The sequence below is a fragment of the Desulfuromonas thiophila genome (genome assembly GCF_900101955.1).
In the GTDB taxonomy this organism is placed as follows: domain Bacteria; phylum Desulfobacterota; class Desulfuromonadia; order Desulfuromonadales; family Desulfuromonadaceae; genus Pseudodesulfuromonas; species Pseudodesulfuromonas thiophila.
Map to the genome: position 1 here is coordinate 57,897 of NZ_FNAQ01000006.1, position 17,404 is coordinate 75,300.

20 protein-coding genes are annotated in these 17,404 nt (G+C 58.8%); all 20 read right to left on the reverse strand.

Annotation, left to right across the window (positions count from 1 at the left end; all coding sequences use genetic code 11):
* Positions 1 to 49: 49 nt before the first annotated feature.
* Complete coding sequence (gene flgF / locus BLR80_RS07220) at positions 50 to 775, reverse strand: flagellar basal-body rod protein FlgF (RefSeq protein WP_092077960.1); 726 nt, start codon at positions 773 to 775, stop codon at positions 50 to 52.
* Between the two features lie 97 nt (positions 776 to 872).
* A complete protein-coding gene (locus BLR80_RS07225) occupies positions 873 to 1,301 on the reverse strand; it encodes a sigma-70 family RNA polymerase sigma factor (RefSeq protein ID WP_092077962.1) in 429 nt (142 codons plus the stop codon).
* Positions 1,298 to 2,032 (reverse strand): FliA/WhiG family RNA polymerase sigma factor, encoded by a 735-nt coding sequence (locus BLR80_RS07230; RefSeq protein WP_092077966.1) that lies wholly within the window; start codon positions 2,030 to 2,032, stop codon positions 1,298 to 1,300. Before BLR80_RS07230 ends, BLR80_RS07225 begins: the two co-directional genes overlap by 4 nt.
* Entirely contained in the window at positions 2,029 to 2,943 is a 915-nt protein-coding gene (locus BLR80_RS07235) for a MinD/ParA family protein (RefSeq protein ID WP_092077969.1), read from the reverse strand. Before BLR80_RS07235 ends, BLR80_RS07230 begins: the two co-directional genes overlap by 4 nt.
* Complete coding sequence (flhF, locus tag BLR80_RS07240; protein WP_171906356.1) at positions 2,936 to 4,297, reverse strand: flagellar biosynthesis GTPase FlhF; 1,362 nt, start codon at positions 4,295 to 4,297, stop codon at positions 2,936 to 2,938. Before flhF ends, BLR80_RS07235 begins: the two co-directional genes overlap by 8 nt.
* Positions 4,298 to 4,316: 19 nt before the next feature.
* The gene (gene flhA / locus BLR80_RS07245) at positions 4,317 to 6,416 is read right to left on the reverse strand and encodes a flagellar biosynthesis protein FlhA (RefSeq protein ID WP_092077974.1); all 2,100 of its coding nucleotides are present in this window, start codon (positions 6,414 to 6,416) and stop codon (positions 4,317 to 4,319) included.
* A 6-nt stretch (positions 6,417 to 6,422) separates the two neighbouring features.
* Positions 6,423 to 7,496 (reverse strand): flagellar biosynthesis protein FlhB, encoded by a 1,074-nt coding sequence (flhB, locus tag BLR80_RS07250; protein WP_092077976.1) that lies wholly within the window; start codon positions 7,494 to 7,496, stop codon positions 6,423 to 6,425.
* A 3-nt stretch (positions 7,497 to 7,499) separates the two neighbouring features.
* Positions 7,500 to 8,279 (reverse strand): flagellar biosynthetic protein FliR, encoded by a 780-nt coding sequence (fliR, locus tag BLR80_RS07255; RefSeq protein ID WP_092077979.1) that lies wholly within the window; start codon positions 8,277 to 8,279, stop codon positions 7,500 to 7,502.
* 4 nt (positions 8,280 to 8,283) lie between these two features.
* Positions 8,284 to 8,553 carry a flagellar biosynthesis protein FliQ gene (fliQ, locus tag BLR80_RS07260; RefSeq protein ID WP_092077982.1) on the reverse strand — a complete coding sequence of 90 codons (270 nt, stop codon included), beginning with the start codon at positions 8,551 to 8,553 and terminating at the stop codon, positions 8,284 to 8,286.
* A gap of 27 nt (positions 8,554 to 8,580) precedes the next feature.
* Positions 8,581 to 9,324, reverse strand: a complete 744-nt coding sequence (gene fliP, locus BLR80_RS07265; protein ID WP_092077985.1) for a flagellar type III secretion system pore protein FliP — start codon at positions 9,322 to 9,324, stop codon at positions 8,581 to 8,583.
* Positions 9,312 to 9,701 carry a flagellar biosynthetic protein FliO gene (locus BLR80_RS07270; protein ID WP_171906357.1) on the reverse strand — a complete coding sequence of 130 codons (390 nt, stop codon included), beginning with the start codon at positions 9,699 to 9,701 and terminating at the stop codon, positions 9,312 to 9,314. The genes fliP and BLR80_RS07270 overlap by 13 nt, the downstream gene beginning before the upstream one ends.
* On the reverse strand, positions 9,685 to 9,975 hold the full coding sequence (gene fliN / locus BLR80_RS07275) for a flagellar motor switch protein FliN (protein ID WP_092078085.1): 291 nt from the start codon (positions 9,973 to 9,975) through the stop codon (positions 9,685 to 9,687). The genes BLR80_RS07270 and fliN overlap by 17 nt, the downstream gene beginning before the upstream one ends.
* A gap of 42 nt (positions 9,976 to 10,017) precedes the next feature.
* Entirely contained in the window at positions 10,018 to 11,007 is a 990-nt protein-coding gene (gene fliM / locus BLR80_RS07280) for a flagellar motor switch protein FliM (RefSeq protein WP_092077991.1), read from the reverse strand.
* A gap of 12 nt (positions 11,008 to 11,019) precedes the next feature.
* Complete coding sequence (locus tag BLR80_RS07285; RefSeq protein WP_245691398.1) at positions 11,020 to 11,502, reverse strand: flagellar basal body-associated FliL family protein; 483 nt, start codon at positions 11,500 to 11,502, stop codon at positions 11,020 to 11,022.
* A 53-nt stretch (positions 11,503 to 11,555) separates the two neighbouring features.
* Positions 11,556 to 12,296, reverse strand: coding sequence for a flagellar motor protein MotB (locus BLR80_RS07290; RefSeq protein ID WP_092077994.1), 741 nt, complete (start codon positions 12,294 to 12,296; stop codon positions 11,556 to 11,558).
* A gap of 196 nt (positions 12,297 to 12,492) precedes the next feature.
* Positions 12,493 to 13,263, reverse strand: coding sequence for a motility protein A (locus tag BLR80_RS07295; protein WP_092077996.1), 771 nt, complete (start codon positions 13,261 to 13,263; stop codon positions 12,493 to 12,495).
* A gap of 176 nt (positions 13,264 to 13,439) precedes the next feature.
* A complete protein-coding gene (locus tag BLR80_RS07300; protein WP_092077999.1) occupies positions 13,440 to 15,185 on the reverse strand; it encodes a flagellar hook protein FlgE in 1,746 nt (581 codons plus the stop codon).
* Between the two features lie 69 nt (positions 15,186 to 15,254).
* Positions 15,255 to 15,644 carry a TIGR02530 family flagellar biosynthesis protein gene (locus BLR80_RS07305; RefSeq protein WP_092078002.1) on the reverse strand — a complete coding sequence of 130 codons (390 nt, stop codon included), beginning with the start codon at positions 15,642 to 15,644 and terminating at the stop codon, positions 15,255 to 15,257.
* 11 nt (positions 15,645 to 15,655) lie between these two features.
* Positions 15,656 to 16,321, reverse strand: a complete 666-nt coding sequence (locus tag BLR80_RS07310; protein ID WP_092078004.1) for a flagellar hook assembly protein FlgD — start codon at positions 16,319 to 16,321, stop codon at positions 15,656 to 15,658.
* 21 nt (positions 16,322 to 16,342) lie between these two features.
* Positions 16,343 to 17,404: flagellar hook-length control protein FliK (locus BLR80_RS07315; RefSeq protein WP_171906358.1), on the reverse strand; the 1,062-nt coding region annotated here is incomplete at its 5' end.

Consider the following 17,404-nt stretch of genomic DNA (forward strand, 5'->3'; position numbering starts at 1 on the left):
CCTTAAAAAAGGGAATCCGAAGCGCGAGGGCCCGGAAAAAAGCAGCAAATCAGAACGCGGCGATTTCGTGAACCTTGATGCTCAGTTCGTGATAGTTCTTCATGGCCTTTTGGTAGGCTTCAAAATTACGCATGTTGCTGATCAGTTGGGCCATTTCTTCCATGCTGTTGACATTGGACTGTTCCAGATAGCCCTGCTGCACCTGGCTGCCGGCAGCCGGGCCGACGGCGGCCTCATCGCCTGAAAAGGCGAAACGGCTTTCGCCGACCTTGGACAACTGAGCGGAGTCGGGGTTAAACAGGCCAATCTGGCCAATCTGGCCTTCCGCCGCCAGCACGCGGCCATCCTCGTCGATGCGGAAGGCGCCATCAGGCAGCACAATTGGGTTGTTGTCCACCGACAGAACCTCGTCACCGGCGCGGTTGATGAGCCGGCCGTCCAGAGCACGGGCAAAGGTGCCCTGCCGGCTGTAGTAGAGGCTGCCATCTGCGCTGCGCAGGCGGAAAAAGCCGTCGCCATTGATGGCGACATCGAAATCGTTGTTGGTTTTGGCCAGGGTGCCATGGCGAAAATCGGTACGGCTTTCAGCCACGGCGTTGAGGTTGACACCTGCCGTGCGGCGGGTTTGGCTGGCGTCGTCGAGCATTGCCGCGAAGCTGAGACGGTCACGCTTGAAGCCGGCGGTGTGCAGATTGCTGAGGTTGTTGGAGATATTCTCCAGCAATTGGGTGCGGGCGACAGCGCCGCTGAGGGCAGCATAGATTCCAGAACTCATGACAGCACAGTCTCCTGGGGCAACAGAGGTCAACCGGGCCGTTGGTGGCCGTACCAAGCTTGTCGGCGGTAACGGCCCGATTCTTTAGTCTGTGGTGTCAGTCGCGCTGGCGCAGGCGGGCCAGGGTCAGCAGCTGGGAGGCCTCGGCCGGAGCGATCTGCAGCACCTCGGCGATGGCTTCGGCATCAAGACCCTGGGCGGCGAGGGCGATGACATGGCGGTATTTGTCCGGCGGATTGCCGGCCGGTTGGGGTTGCTGCAGGCGGCTTTTCAGATCGGCCTGCTGCAGGTGGCGTTCGAAATCCGCGCGGGGTGGTGGGGTGCTGTCCTGCAGATCCTCCAGACGGGTAATGCGTTGCAGGGCATTGGTGAGCTGCTTGTCCAGCTCTTTAAGCCGCTGGCGCTGGCGGTTCAGCTGGCGCCGCTGCCGTTGCAGGATCAGCGCCAGCAGCAGGGCGCAGAGCGCCAGCAACAACAGGCTGAACTGACCGTTGTGAAGCAGGCTGGCCAGGCTGTCGGCAGTCATCGTGGCCCCGATCTGGTCAGTTTGCTCTTGAGCTTGATCAGGGCCTGGCTGTGCAGCTGCGAGATGCGCCCTTCGGTCAGTTGCAGCACCTCGGCGATTTCCTTTTGGCTGAGTTCCTCGTAGTAATACAGCGAGATCACCAGGCGTTCCTTTTCGGTCAGGGTCTTGAGCAGGCTGGCCAGTTCATCGGCCAGCTGGCTTTCCTCCAGCCGTTGCTCGACACTGGGACTGTCATCGGTCAGCAGATCGAGAAAGGCGCGGCCTTCGTCCTGCTCGTCGAGGGTTTCATGCAGGCTGACACAGCCCAGGTGGCAGACCTGTGTCAGCAGGTCATGGTATTCGGCCAGACTCATGTCCAGCTCGGCCGCCACCTCGGCGTCCTCCGGTGGTCGTGCCAGGCGTTGTTCCAGGCTGCAGATGGCGCGGCCGATGCGGCTGTGTTTTTCGCGCAGGGAGCGCGAAAACCAGTCCATTTTGCGAATTTCATCGAAGATGGCGCCCCGAATGCGCCGTTCGGCGAAGGTCTTGAACAGGATGCCGCGCGTCGGGTCGAAGCGCGAGGCGGCATCAAGCAGGCCAACCATGGCGGCACTGACCATGTCATCACGTGAGACAAAGCCGGGCACCTGAGCGCGCAGGCGCTCGACCACCAGTTGCACCAGCGGCATGTTGGTCTGAATCAGAGCGTCTCTCTCATCCACCGCGGGTGGGTAGCCGTAAGGCCGATTCATGAGCCACTGCCACCCAGGGACAACAGCCGCTTCCAGAAAAACTGCAGGGAACCCTTGGGCTCGCTCTGGTGGGCGGCGCTGACCAGTTTGGCGGCCAGCTTCTCGAAGGCCAGACTCACCCGGCTGCCGGGGTAGAGTTCGACCATCACCTTTTGCTGGCGCACCGATTCGTACATCTTGCGATCAAAGGGGATGCCGCCCATGAAATCGATCGAAATATCCAGGTAGCGGTTCGACACCATCGTCAGCTTGCGGTAGACATCGAGGGCTTCATCCATATGGCGCACCGAGTTGACGATCAGGTTGAAACGTTTTTCGTGATACTGCGACGACAGCAGTTTCATCAGGGCGTAGGCATCGGTAATGGCGGTGGGCTCCGGCGTGGTTACCACCAGAATGTCCTGCGCCGCCTGGTTGAAATAGGTCACATTCTCGGAAATGCCGGCCTCGGTGTCGATCAGTACCACGTCATAATCACCCGGCAGCATCTCCAGGTCGTCGAGCAGGTGAATTTTCTGGGCCGCATCCAGCCGGGTGAATTTCTGTACCCCGCTGCCCGCCGGCAGGATCTTGATGCCCGCCGGCCCATCGACCAGGATTTCCGTCAGACTGTTCTGGCCAGAGAAGAAATGGTTCAGATTGTACTGGGGTGCCAGACCGAAGACGACGTCGATGTTGGCCAGGCCCAGATCGGCATCAATGATCAGTACCTTTTTGCCCATGCGGCCCAGGGCAACGGCAACGTTAGAGACCACGGCGGTCTTGCCGACGCCCCCTTTGCCGCTGGTGACGGACAGAACCCGGGCGGCCTTGTTGCTGCCGGCGCTCATGCGCGGCGTTTCGGTCAGCCGATCACTCAGTGAGCGCAGGGTGCCGGCCTGATCGGCAGGCGCGATGTGTCGTTCATTCATCGGCATGTTCCTCATGACGGCCCAGAATCAGCTCACTGACGGCGGTGGCGCTGGCCAGAGACAGATCCTCCGGCACGCGCTGACCATTGCCCAGATAGGACAGCGGGCAGTTGGTGCGCAGCTGCAGGTTGAGCAGTACGCCCAAGCTGTCGCATTCATCAAGCTTGGTCAGCAGCAGGCTGCGTGGCGCCAGGCCGCTGAAGCGGTTGAAGGTTTCGTACAGATCGCGTTCCCGCGTGGTGGCTGACAGCACCAGATGGGCCTGCAGTTGCGAATCTACCGCGAGGAATTCCTGCAATTCCTGCAGACTGACGTCGTCCTTGGGGCTGCGGCCGGCGGTGTCGATCAGGATCAGCTCCTTGTTGGCGTGGCGCTGCAGTACCGTGGCCAGCTGCTCGGGACGCATGACCACCTCGACTGGCACGTTCATGATTTCACCGTAGACCTTGAGTTGCTCGACCGCAGCGATCCGGTAGGTGTCGATGGTTACCAGGGCAACCCGCTTGCCGCCGGCCAGCAGGTAGGCGGCCGCCAGTTTGGCGATGGTGGTGGTTTTGCCGACGCCGGTTGGGCCGATCAGCGCCAGACGCCTGGGTTCGGTGCCCGGCGCGAACAGTGGGCCACAGGTCTGGATCAGTTCGCACAGGCAATTGTGCAGCAGCTTATCCAGCTGGCGACCTGTGGGGCGCTGCCGGGCTGACAGCTGACTGACGGCGTAGTGGGCGATGGTGGCGGCGGTTTGTTCTTCCACACCACAATCCGCCAATCGTTCCTGAATCTGCTCAATGAGGTGCTCACTGCTGTTTTTGCGCCGGCTGCCGGCGGTGGTGGCGCGGCTGCCGGGTGCTGCTGGCTGCGGTGGCAGAAACTGGGGCCGCGGTGGCCGCGCCAGTTGCTCCAGTTGTTGTGGCAGATCGCTGACCAGTTGGCCGACCATCTGCTTGAGTTGGTCCAGTTCGCCCCGTAACGCGGCCAGTGGTTCGACGGTGCCGGCAACGGCGGGGAGGCTGTCTGTCGGCCGGGTCGGGTCGGGTGGGGTTTCGATGGGTAAACGGCCGTCGATAACCGGCGCCCGCCGCCAGATCTGGCTGTAATCCAGATCATTGTCATCGACGGTGGCCAGAGTACGGCGCGGTTTCTGTGCAGTGGCGGAAAGCGGTGCCGGCGCTGGTGTGCTGTTGGTTGACGCGACCGGTTTGCGTGCGGCACTGGCGGCGGCTTCGTCTATGGCAGCGGTTACTTCAAGGACCGGTTTGCCGAACAGGCCCAGACCGCCTTTGCGTACTGTGCGCGAAGACAGAATCAGCGCGTCGGGGCCGAGGGCCTCCTTGATCATGCGCAGGGCCGAGTTCATGTCTTCGGATTCAAATACCCTAACTTGCATCGACTTTTACCGTTCCGACGGAGCGCACCTTGAGCTGGGGCGCGATTTCGTTGTGCGACAGCACCACCAGGCTGGGCAGGTAGCGCTCGGTCAGTTTTTTGACATGCGGACGGATCGTTGGCGGACAGAGTAACACCGGTGTCAGGCCGCCGGCAAACTGTTGCAGCTGTCCTGCCAGGGCGTCCAGCAGGGCCTGGGCCTGGCGCGGGTCGAGGGCCAGATAGCTGCCGCCATGTTCGGTCGGCTGCAGTGCCTGGCGAATGTTTTCCTCTAGCCGGCGGTCGAGGGTAAGGACCGACAGCAGATTGTCCAGGGCGTACTGTGAACTGATCTGGCGTGCCAAGGCACTGCGCACATGCTCGGTGAGCAGGTCGGGATCGCGCACGGCGGCATAGTCGGCCATGGTTTCTAAGATGGTGCGCAGGTCGCGGATGGAGACGCCTTCACGCAGCAGATTCTGCAGAATCCGCATGATTAGCCCCAGACTCAGGGGGTCGGGTACCAGATCCTCGACCAGTTTGGGGTAGTTTTTCTTCAGGTTGTCTAGCAAGTTTTGTGCCTCTTGCCGGCCAAGCAGCTCGTGGGCATGGCGCTTGATCAGTTCACTGATATGGGTCGCCATAACCGTGGTGCAATCAACCACGGTATAGCCGGCGATCTGGGCCCGTTCCTTTTTGTCTTCGGAAATCCACACTGCCGGCAGGCCGAAGGCCGGTTCCTTGGTGGTGATGCCCTTGATGGTCTCGGTCGCCATGCCTGGGTTCATGGCCATATAGTGGCCGGGCAGCATCTCGGCGCCGCCGATGCGTACACCCTTAAGCAGAAAGCTGTATTCGTTGGGTTTAAGCTGCAGGTTGTCCTTGATGTGAACCGGCGGTACGATAAAGCCGGCATCAAGCGCGAACTGCTTGCGGATGGAGCGGATGCGGCTGAGCAGCTCGCCGTCCTGGCCGGCATCGACCAGCGGAATCAGGCCGTAGCCAACCTCAAGCTCCAGCAGGTCGACATGCAGCATTTCGTCATAATTGTCCTCCTCGCTGGGGCCTGGAGCGGCACCCCTGCGTTCTGCTTCGGTGGCGGCCTTTTCCAGTTCTGCCGGGATTTTTTCGGTCTGCTGCAGGCGATAGGCAATCAGCGCCAGGGTCGCTGAGAGCACCATGAACGGACCGAAGGGCAGACCGGGAATCAGGGCGAAGGCCAGTAGAATGGCGGAAACGACCCAGAGGGCCTGGGGATGGACACTGAACTGGCTTTTGAGTTCGCTGCCGAAGTCGCCGGTGCCGGCGGTACGGGTGACCAGAATGCCGGCGGCGGTGGAGATGATCAGGGCCGGAATCTGACCGACCAGGCCGTCACCGACGGTGAGGATGGTGTAGTTCTGCGCTGCTTCCATGGCAGGCATGCCCTTCTGAGCCACACCAATGACAAAGCCGGCGCCGATATTGATCAGGGTAATGATGATGCCGGCGATGGCATCGCCGCGCACGAACTTGCTGGCACCGTCCATGGCACCATAGAAGTCCGCTTCCTGGGTGATGGCGGCGCGACGTTCCTTGGCCTGCTGTTCGTTGATCAGGCCGGCGTTGAGGTCGGCGTCGATGGCCATCTGCTTGCCGGGCATGGCGTCGAGGGTGAAGCGGGCGGCCACCTCGGCGACGCGGCCGGCGCCCTTGGTGATGACCATAAAGTTGATGATCACCAGAATGACGAAAATAACAATGCCGACCACATAGTTGCCACCAACGACAAACTGGCCGAAGGACATGATGACGGCACCGGCGGCGCTGGGGCCCTGTTCGCCGTTGAGCAGGATCAGGCGGGTACTGGCGACATTGAGGGACAGGCGGAACAGGGTGGTGGCCAGCAGCACTGCGGGAAAGACGGCGAATTCCACCGACCGCGCCGTATAGAGGCTGATGATCAGGATCAGCAGGGCGATGGTGATGTTGAGGGCCAGACAGATATCCAGCAGCACCGGCGGCAGCGGGATGATCATCAGCATCAGGATCATCACCAGGCCCAGTGCCGCGACGATGTCGCTGCGCACCAACAGGCGGAACCACTTGTTTTCGGTTATAAATTCCAGCATAGGTATTTAACGTGGCCCAGCGGGGCGGCGTTTGAGACTGTAGACATAGGCGAGGATTTCGGCCACCGCCTGGAACATCTGTTCCGGCACCACATGGCCGACCTCTACCTGATAGAGAGCCCGTGCCACGGCGACATTTTCCACCAGCGGTACCCGATGCTCGCGGGCGATTTCACGAATACGCAGGGCCAGTTCATCGGCGCCCTTGGCCACCACCATGGGCGCATCCATCTTTTTTTCTTCATAGCGCAGGGCGATCGACAGGTGGGTCGGGTTGGTGATGACCACGTCGGCCTTGGGAACCTCAGCCATCATGCGGCGGCGCGCCATCTGCTGCTGCAAGGAACGTACCTTGGCCTTGATGTGGGGATCGCCTTCGCTTTCCTTGAACTCTTCCTTCTGCTCCTGCTTGGTCATTTTCATCTTCTCTTCCATTTCCCAGCGGACGAAGAGAAAGTCGACCAGTGCCAGCAGCAGCATGACGCCGCAGCTTTTCAGCAGAACGCTTAGTGAAACCTGGCCGACGTACTGCAACGTGGCCAGAACCTCCATGTCCACCAGCCGCAGGGCGCCATCGAAGGCGTTGAACACGGTCTGATAGGCGACGGCGCCAACCAGCACGACCTTGATCAGCGATTTGAGCAGTTCCACCAGCGAGCGTTTGGAAACAAAGCGGGCGGCACCCTTGATCGGGTCGAGCTTGGAAAAATCGGGCAGCAGCGGCTTGCCGGTCAACAGCCAGCCAATCTGGATGAAGCTGGCAAAAAAACCTACCACCAGCACCATCAGCAGCAGCGGAAACAGCAGGAGGCCACAGCGCAGGGCGATGAACAGCAGCATCTCTACGGTGTTTTCGTTGGTCAGGTCAAAGGTGCCGGCCAGCTCGAAAAAGTGACACACCAGCCAGGCCAGCTGATGCCAGAAGCCTTCGGCATAAATAAACCACAGCAGAATGGAGGCTGACAGCAAAAGGGCGGTGTTGACCTCGCGGCTCTGGGCTACCTGGCCTTTCTTGCGGAAGTCTTCGCGCCGCTTCGCGGTGGCTTGTTCGGAGCGTTCCTGCCCCTGCTCCTCGGCCATCGGTTATTTCCCGAGCAACTGATAGAGCTGGTGGAACTGACCATCGAGGGCGGAGAACTCGCGCTGCAGCAGGTAGACGACGCTGTTCATCGTTAGTCCCAGAACGATGAAGGCCAGGGCGATATTGATGGGAAAGGACAGCAGGAACACATTGAGTTGCGGAAAAACTCGCGCCAGGATGCCCAGTACCAGACTCGACAGCAGCATCACCGCCAAAACCGGTGCGCTGAAGCGGATGGCCAGAACGAACATGTGGCTGGTCAATTCCATCAGGTAGGGTACAGCGCCGCCGGAAAAATCGAACAGTCCTGGCGGGAGCAGATCGTAGGAATCAACCAGGGCGCGGATGAAGATGTGGTGGCCGTCGAGGGCAAGAAAAACCAGGATGGCAAAGACATTCTGAAACTGTGACACCAGCGCCACCTGCCGCTGGTTTTGGGGATCGTAGACGTTGGCGGCGGCAAAACCCATCTGGTAGCCGACGACCGTGCCGCCGAACTCAACCGCGGTGAAGATCAGGCGGGCGGCAAAGCCGAGCATGATGCCAAGCAGGGTCTCGTTGGCCACCAGCAGTGCCAGAAACAGCGGTGCAAAAGCGTTCTGTGGCAGGTGGGTCTGTACCGCCGGAAAGATCAGGCCGGTGAGCAGAACTGCCAGACCAAGCAGAACCTGCCGTGGCACCTGGCCACCGAGGACCGGCATGCTGGCCAGCAGGGCGATGATGCGGGTGAAGCAGATCAGCAACGGCTGCAGGCTGTCGATGGACAGGCTGGCCAGGGTCATGCGCCTAGCCTCCGACCAGCAGGATGTTGTCAAACACGGCACGGGTAAACGACAGCATGATGCGGATGATCCAGGGCGCGGCAATAATGAGCGAAACCAGCACCACGACGATCTTGGGGATGAAGGTCATGGTCTGTTCGTTGATCTGGGTGGCGGCCTGAAAGATGCTCACCAGCAGGCCGATCAGTAACCCTGACAACAACATCGGCGCTGAAATCAGCAGTACGATACGCACCGCGTCGCGACCCAGGTCGACAACGAAGTCTGGCGTCATGGCCGTTCTCCCTCTGTGTCAGCAGTCTCAGGCAAAACTTTTAACCAGTGAGCCGACCACCAGCCCCCAGCCATCCACCAACACAAACAGCAACAGCTTGAACGGCAGGGAAATCATCGGTGGAGGCAGCATCATCATGCCCATGGACATCAGTACCGAGGCCACCACCATGTCGATGACCAGAAAGGGTACATAGATCATGAAGCCGATTTGAAAGGCGCGGTTGAGTTCCGACAGCATGAACGCCGGGATCAGTGTCGTGGTGGCGACCTCCTCGGCGCTGGCCGGTTGCTCATCGCCGGCGATGTCGATGAGCAGGGCCAGATCCTTCTCGCGGGTCTGACTGAACATGAATTCTCGCAGTGGCACCAACGTGCGCTCAAGGGCCGTTTCAATGGCCAGCTCGCCAGCGAGGTAGGGTTTGATGCCTTGTTGGTGCATGGTGCTGAAAACCGGACTCATGACGAAGAAGGTGAGAAACAGCGATAGGCCGATGATGACCTGGTTGGGCGGCATCTGCTGGGTCGCCAGGGCCTGACGGATGAACGACAGCACCAGCACAATGCGCACAAAGGAGGTGGTCATCAGCAGAATGGCCGGTGCCACGGACAGAACCGTCAGCACCAGCAGTACCTGGACAGCGGTGGCCACCTCTGTTGGGTTGGTGGCGTTGGTCAGGCCGAGGGAGATGGTCGGAATCTCAATGGCGAAGGCCGGCATGACACCACCCAGCAGTGCTGTCAGGAGCAGAATCAGGATCAGGCGGAACATGAGGGCTCTTTCGGGTCGGTGGTCGCTGGCATGGCTGGCCAGCGTGCCAGCAACTGAATCTGATCACCACAGACAGCGATCAACAGCTGCTCCTGCTGGCGCTGCAGCAGGTAGAGGGTTTTGCCGTGGCCGAGGGGCTGACTTTCAATCAGTTGCAGCTGGCGGCCTGTCGTTGGAGCAAAGCCGGGCCGCAGTCGGCGCAGCACGGCCGCCACCAACAAGATGGCGGCCAATACCAGCAGCAGGGCGGCCAGGGTTCTGAACAGCTGGGCGGTGAAGCTGGCTTCACTGCTGGCATTGGCCAGAGCCTGTTGCGGCCAGGTCGTGACAAAGAGCAGCACCAGTGTTCGTATGCTCTGTTCAGGCCAGTTTTTCAATGCGCTCCGCCGGACTGACCACATCGGTCAGCCGCAGCCCCAGTTTGTCTTCCACCAGCACAACCTCGCCACGGGCGATCAGACGGGAATTGACGTAGACGTCGAGGGGTTCGCTGGCCTGCTTGCCCAGCTCAATGACGTAGCCTTCGTTCATCTGCAGCAGATCGCGCACCAGCATTTTTGAACGACCGACCTCAATGGAGACATCCAGCGGAATGTCGAGCAGCAATTCCAGATTTTTCAGATCCGCCCGGGTTTTTTCGCCGCTGATCATCGTCTTGGATGCTGTCGGGTCTTGGTCCTGTTCCTCCATGCCTTACCTCCTTTTATCCAGCTGCTCCAGCACGCGGACGGCCTTTTTCCCATCACGCAGGCCGGCCAGGGCAGAAAATTTGGCCTTGCCCTCAACCAACAGCCGTACCGGGCTGTCCAATGCGACATCAAGGGGCAGAATGTCCCCCACCCGCAGGTCGAGAATATCGCGAACGCTAAGCGAAATCTGTGCCAGCTGAGCCATGACCGTCACCGGAATCTGCTGCAGCTCCGTCGACAGATAGCCGATCCATTGGCCGCCGCTGCCAGTCACTCCCAGTTCGCTCTTGAGCTTCTCGCGCAGGGGATCAAGGGAGGCGTAGGGCATCACCAGATGCATCTTGCCACCTACCTTGTCGATCTTGACGTTGAAGGTTGCGACCATCATGTCGGTATCCGCCGGCACGATGTTGACCAGTCGCGGGTTGGTTTCCACCCGCACCAAGTTCGAAGCCAACTCCTCGACAGAGGAAAAAGCCTTGTTGAGCTCGAAACAGCTTTCGTGAAATACCTGCCGGAGGATGTTGAGCTCGATAGCAGTCAAAGGCCGCTCCGGTATCTTGCCCTTGAGCAGCTCGGTTGTGCCACCGAGCATGATCTCAACTTGAGAAAAAGCCAGCGGGGCATCGAAAATCAGCAAACCGTTGCGTTTAAGAGGATCAAGCCCGAGGATGGCCAGCACCTCGTGTTTCTGACATTCGAGCAGCAGGTTTTCGAAGTCGGTCATCCGGATGCTTTCGCGCAGGACGCTGACGGCCCGTTGCACCCGGTTGGAGATGGAGAAGGAGATGTTGCGGGCAAAGGAGTCGAGCAGAATGTCGAAATTGGGCAGGCGAAAACCGCCTTGCCCCTTGCTCTGCACCAGGCTGAAGCTGTTGACGCGGCGCGGGCTTTTTTCCGGCGTCTGTGGCTCCTCGAGTTCGCTGGCCAGACTGCCATCGCGCACGGCGGACAGCAATTCGGCAATTTCCTCCTTGGAAAGAATCCGCTCCACCGCGCTGCTCCGTTACTGCACAACAAATTCAGTAAAATAGATGCCTTTGACCTTGCCCTTGGTGAGCATGCGGTTAAGGCGTACGATGATTTCGGCCCGCAGTTGCAACTTGCCTTGCAAATCACTGAGTTCGGCAAAGGTTTTGTTGCCGATCAGCAAAAGAATGGCATCACGCACCTGCGGCATCCGTTCGGTCACCTCCTGCAGGGTTTCGGCGTTTTCCACCTCCAGTGTCAGCGCCGCTTTGAGATAGCGGGTTTCGTTTTTGTCCAGGATGTTGATGATGAAATCGTTGACGTCGACCATCGGACCGATGGCGGTGCCGGTTTTTTCCTCCTCGGTCTGTTCAGTAACGGCGGGCGCCTGCCCGGCAGTGCGCGCGCCCAGCAGGTAGGCTGCCACACCGACGGCTACCAGCAGCAGTAACGCCAGGGGCACCAGGATGAGCAACAGTTTGTTTTTGCTTTTTTTTTCGGTTTTTTCTTCCTCGGCCATAAGTCAGGCAGCCTTTCCGTGAAATCTTCAAGAGCAAAGTGGGCGCCTGTGCGTTAAAAGGGCGCCTGTTCGCTGGCATCGATCAGGTAGGGTAACTGTTCACGATAGTCACCGAGACTTTCCAGAACAAATTCGACCCGGCGGTTTTTGGCTCGGTTTTCCGGCGTGTCATTGGGGGCCAGGGGCTGCTCTGCGCCATAGCCGACGGCGGACAGGCGGCTTAAAGGCAGCAGATCCTGCTGTTGGAAGAACCTTAGCACCGCCAGAGCGCGGTTGACCGATAGATCCCAGTTGCTCATGTCCGGCGTGCTGAAGGGAATATCATCCGTGTGACCCTCAATCCGTGCTCGCAATGGTAGTGGCTGGATCAGGCCGGCAACCCGGGTCAATACCGGCAGGGCTTGCGGTTTGAGTTCGGCACTGCCGGCTTCAAATAGAATGGCTTCGTCGATACGCAGAACCACGGCACCGCGATCCTTGACCACCTTCACGGAAGGATCGAGTCGCAGGCGATTCATCTGGGTGACGATGCGGGTGTACAGCCGTTGGACCAGGTCATCGTGGATGGGGGCGATCTCGACGATGGAAGGTTGGGAAATTTCCTTGCGGTCCTGGCCACCGAAGACGCCAAAGGCCCCCTTGAGGGAGCCCACGGCCTGATTGAACTTAATCTGATCCATATTGGCCATGGACAGCAGCAAAACAAAGAAGGTTAGCAACAGGGTGACCATGTCACTGTAGGTGACCATCCACTCCGGCGCGCCGCCGGATTTTTTTTTCTGCTTTCGGGCCACGGCCTTTTCCTGTCCGCTGACGGGGTTGTGTCGTGCCAGACGTGATGGTGCTGCCAACGCCCACCACATTGCTCTGCTTTGCTCGTGTTGTTGTGCTGTTTGAGAGGGGCTAAGTGCTCTTCAGTATTTGGTAATGGCGCGCCTTGTCTGGCTTTTTTGCTTGGCTGTCTACGCGGGTGTTTTTCGCGAAGGCCTGCTATTTTTTGCTGAAATTACTTTCGCGTAACTGGGGTGCAACAAAGGCATGCAAACGCTGCTCCATCACGCGGGGGTTTTCGCCGGCCAAAATCGATCCCATGCCTTCGGCGATGAGGGTTTTGCACAGCACTTCAGAGGCGGAACGTAGCTTGAGTTTGCCTGACATGGGCGTGAACAGAACGTTGGCTGCCACCGCGCCATAAAAGGTAGTGAGCAGGGCTACGGCCATGGCCGGACCGATGGACGAGGGGTCATCCATCGTCTGCAGCATCTGTACTAGTCCGATCAGGGTGCCGATCATGCCCATGGCCGGCGCGTAGGCGGCCATGGAGGTGAAGATTTCAGCACCGCTTTCATGGCGTTCCTGGATGTAGTCGATTTCACGCTGCAGCATGTCCTTGAGGGTGTCCGGTTCCTGGCCATCAACGGCCATCTGCAGCCCTTTAAGAAAGAACGGGTCATCAACCTGCGACATGACCGACTGCAAGGAAAGAATGCCTTCCTTGCGGGCCTTGGTGGCGAATTCAATCAACTGAGAGATCAGTGCGACAGGGCTCTGCTCTTTGACAAACAGGGTTTTTTTGGCCACCGTTAATGCGCGAAAGAATTCCTTGAAAGGGTAATGAACCAGGATGGAACCGATAGTCCCCCCCCCGACAATCATAATGGAAGGTGGATCGACAAACAGCAGAAGGGAACCGCCGCTCATGATAGCGGCAAGCATCAATCCGAAAGCGGCGACAACGCCAACGATGGTGGAAATGTCCATAAACGACCCTGCTGATGGCAACACGATGGCAAAACGTCATTGCCGGTTAATGCCTGGCCGGCAGTCTACTACGAAATGCGCCGCCGTCAAAGAGGTTAAAATGGCAGCAGGGCGGCTATCCGCCTGCTGTTACGGATGCCGCCCTGCAAAGGCCTATGTGTCGCTGGACTATGCGATCAGCGCTTGAGGTTGATCAGTTCACCCAGCATTTCATCCGTGGTTGTGATGATTTTCGAATTGGCCTGAAAGCCGCGCTGAGTGGTGATCATCTTGACGAATTCCTGTGCCAGATCGACATTGGACATCTCCAGTGAGTTGGTGTAGATGCGACCAACGCCTGAACCGACGGTGCCGATAATCGGAGTCCCTGACTGATCTGTTGCTGCGTACATATTATACCCTGCCTTGATCAGTCCGAGCGGATTGGAAAACTTGGCCAAAGCTATGCGACCAAGCTTGCGTGGTTCACCGTTGGAGTAGTTGCCCAGAATGTTCCCGTCGTTATCAATGCTCAGGCTGACCAGCGTACCCGTAGCATAACCGTCCTGTGACTGGGATACTACGTCGGATTCGCTGGAGTACTGTGTGGCATTAAAGGTAAAGAAAATCTGTTGTTCATTGTCTGACTCATTGATCCAGGTTAAGCCATAATCGTCGTTGGCGGCATCCAAAACCGTACCAATTTTTGGTGTTGTATTGACAACTTCAGTGTCTGTGGTGTTTGGTAGAGCCTCTCCGGCGTCGGAAACCTGATACAGGTTGCCTGTGGCGGTTCCTGAAACAGGATCAAGAATGAAATTGTTTGTCCGATCCAGTGTGTCATAGGCAGACCAACCCCCGGTTCCGTTGCTCATGTCGGTGACGTTGATCAAGCGGCCGTTGGTGTCAAAGGTCAACATGCTGCGACTGACCTCAACCCAGTCGGCGGCAGCGGCTTTTTGGGTGTCGCGGTCTTCCATGGCAGCGTCCCGGGCGACCAGTGCGGCATCACGGGCGACCAGCGCGGCATCCCGGATGGCTTCTGCCGCCGCGTACCCTGCGGGGTCAGCGACAGGGTCTATGGCGTCAAGATCGGCTTGGGCGGTCTGAAGGGCTGTTTCAGCCGCTGCCAGGGTTGTTTCAGCGGTTTGCAACGTGGTTTCTGCTGTTGCCAAGGCTGCGTCACGAAGAGCTATTTCTTCGGGAGGTTGGACATCAGCAGCCGTGACAACAACATGTGCTTCCCATTGCATGTAATCCGTTGGGTTGCCAGCGGGGTCTAGTTTGTTGAAATAGGTTGTCACCAGATGCTCGACGCCCAGGGAGTCGAAAATTCTGACCGACGAGGCGTAGTTGCTGGTTTCCGCAGGGTTTGTAATGTCAAATGGGGATTCGCCATCACCTTCGGTGCCAAGATAGGGGGCATTGGCGTTCAGGTTGGTTGCCAGAACAACATTCGTTGTGGGATTGGCCGGAGAAAAGGTCCGGGTTTCCACCTGCATGTCTGTGACATCACCTTTAGGCATTCCGGTTTCCGGATCGAGAAAGTAGCCCTGCACGGCGTAGCCTTCGGGATTGACGAGCATCCCGCTTTCGTCAAAACTGAACGCGCCAGCTCGGGTATAGTTCACCGTCCCGCTTAAGGGATCGCGAACCATGAAAAAACCGGCGCCCTCGATCGCCAGATCAGTATTAGATTCGGTGTTTTCGAATGTTCCCTGGCTGAAGATATTGTCTACAGTTGACATGCTGACGCCGCGACCGATTTGTGAAGTACCCGATGAACCGGAAACCGAAGCTGACAGCATGTCGGCAAAGACGGTTCGGCTTGATTTAAAGCCGATGGTGTTGCTGTTAGCGATGTTGTTGCCTACGACGGTCATGGCGTTGCCGTTGGCATTGAGGCCGCTGACGCCGCTGAACAATGAACTCTGGATGCCCATGATTTTCCTCCACTGCCGCGGCAGACGATCCGCGTGCGTTGTGGGCCCCCTGCAGGAGGACCGGCCCTGTTAAGCGATAATGGCGCTATCAATATTGGTGAACAGATTGCCTTTAAGCTGTTCTTTATCGGTTACGGTTATGACGGTATGGTCTTTGATGCTGACCACCAGCGCGGTGCTGTCGAGCAGTACCAGAGAATCGCGACAGCCTTTGGCGCCCGCCTGGCGTACCGCCTGATCCAGGCGGCCAAGATCGTTGGCGTTAAACTGGATGCCACGACTTTGCATCCGCAGACTGGCATGTTTGGAGAAGCGCAGGCCGTTGCCTTGCAGCTGCTGGTTAAGCAGGCTGTCAAAGGATGGTCCCGGTGCCCCCGCTTGGCCCTGAACGGATTGACTGGCCGGCTTGGCCGTCGGTCGCTGCAGTGGTTGGGGAAGAATCAGCAGATCGTCCGCCATGCCCCTGTTCCTTAATTGCTCTGTTGCCGCACGTGGCTGACGTCGGCCAGTTTGAAGGTTCCCGAAGCTGTGACCAGTAGATCTCCGCTGCTGTCCATGTCGATTCCCAGCACCCGACTCTGAACCAGACCACGGGCACTGACGGTTTCTTCGCCACTGAAGGCGGAGATGCCCAGGGTGTAGTCGCCTGCAGGCAGCTGATTGCCCAGATCATCACGGCCATCCCAAGTCATGAAATGTTCGCCAGCGGTCAGGTCGGTCAATGGCCAGGAGGCTACGGTCATGCCGGATGCGTCGCGAACATACAGCACCCCCTGATCGGCTGCGGATTCAAGCTTGTATCCCAATTGCAAGGGCTCATCGCTGTAGCTGAAATTCGAGGCTTGTGTGACGATGTCGCTGCCGATCATCGATAAAGCTGACAGGCGTTGCATCTCAGCTGTTGAGCCGCTGAGATTATCAAGGCTGTCGTTGATATTGAACAGTTGTTCCAGTGAGCTGAACTGGGCCAACTGGGCGGTGAACTCGGTGGCGTCGGCCGGATTCATCGGATCCTGATTTTTGAGCTGTTCGACCATCAGCAACAGGAAGTCGTCCTTGCCCAGGGCTGATTTGCCCGATGTCAGGGCAGAAGTCAGGGCGGAATTCGAAGAGTTGGCGCTGGTGACGGATGACATGACGGTTCTCCCTCGCTGGTTTTACACCCGCAGGCTCAGGCTGCCGCTGGCGTTGCGGCCGCTGAGTGCCTGCGCGGCGATGACGGTGGGGACGTTTTCCGGTTCGTCGCTGGTGACTTGCTGAAAACCTTGGCCCTGCCATTGGCGATCCGACGACGCGCCGAAATCACGCTGGGGGTTCTGGCCGTTGTCGAGACTGACCTGAAAATCCTCGATGGTCAAACCCTGATCCTGCAAAGCGTCGCGCAGGCGGGGAAAGTTGCGTTCGAGGACATCCTGCACCTGCTGGTGCTGAGTGTGTAATTGCACTCTGAGCTGGTCGCCTTCCATCACCAGGCGCAACTGTAACTCGCCCAACTCTTCCGGGTGGAGTTTTACCGTGACCACGCTGCTGTCGCCACGGGCATGCACACTCAGATGTTCAATGGTCTGAGTGATCACGCGACTGGCGGGCAACTGACTGCCATCTCGCAGGAGCAGGCTGTCTCCCGCTGATGTCGGCGTTGCGGTCGGTCCCGTTTGCAGGCTTGAAGCGACAGCTGAAGGATTCTGCCGATCCGCCGGGTGTGAGAACTCTGTTCCCGTTATGTCGCTGTTGCCCTGTGACATCGTCAGCAGACTGTTGTCAAACGCCTGGTCGGTCGACGGAGTCGACGTGGTCGCTGTCAATTTGCCCTCTGCAGGGCTTTCCGTGGGGCCGATCGGCGATGGGGCTGGTGCTGGCACCGCCATAAGGGACGGGTTCTCCCCGGTCTGCTGGCGCAGGCTTGGTGTCTGCTGGGGTGCCAGCAGGCTGGCAAAGCGCGGGTCGTCGATGCGGGGCCGGCTGGTTTTGCTGCTGGAAAGCGATTCGCTGTTATTCGCCGAAGATCTGGCGATAACGCTTTGCAGAATCTCTGGTTGTTGTCGTTGTTGCTCGGACAAAAGCCCAGGTCTGGTTGAGGGTGAACGGGATTGGCTGGTCTGGAGCTCACCTGTTGGTAGCGCGCCTCCGGCAGGCAATGAGCGGGCCGGCAGCGGCAAGGTCAGGTCATCGATGACAGGCGAGAGCGTTTCAGCCGCGTTGGCAGTCACCGTCGTCGC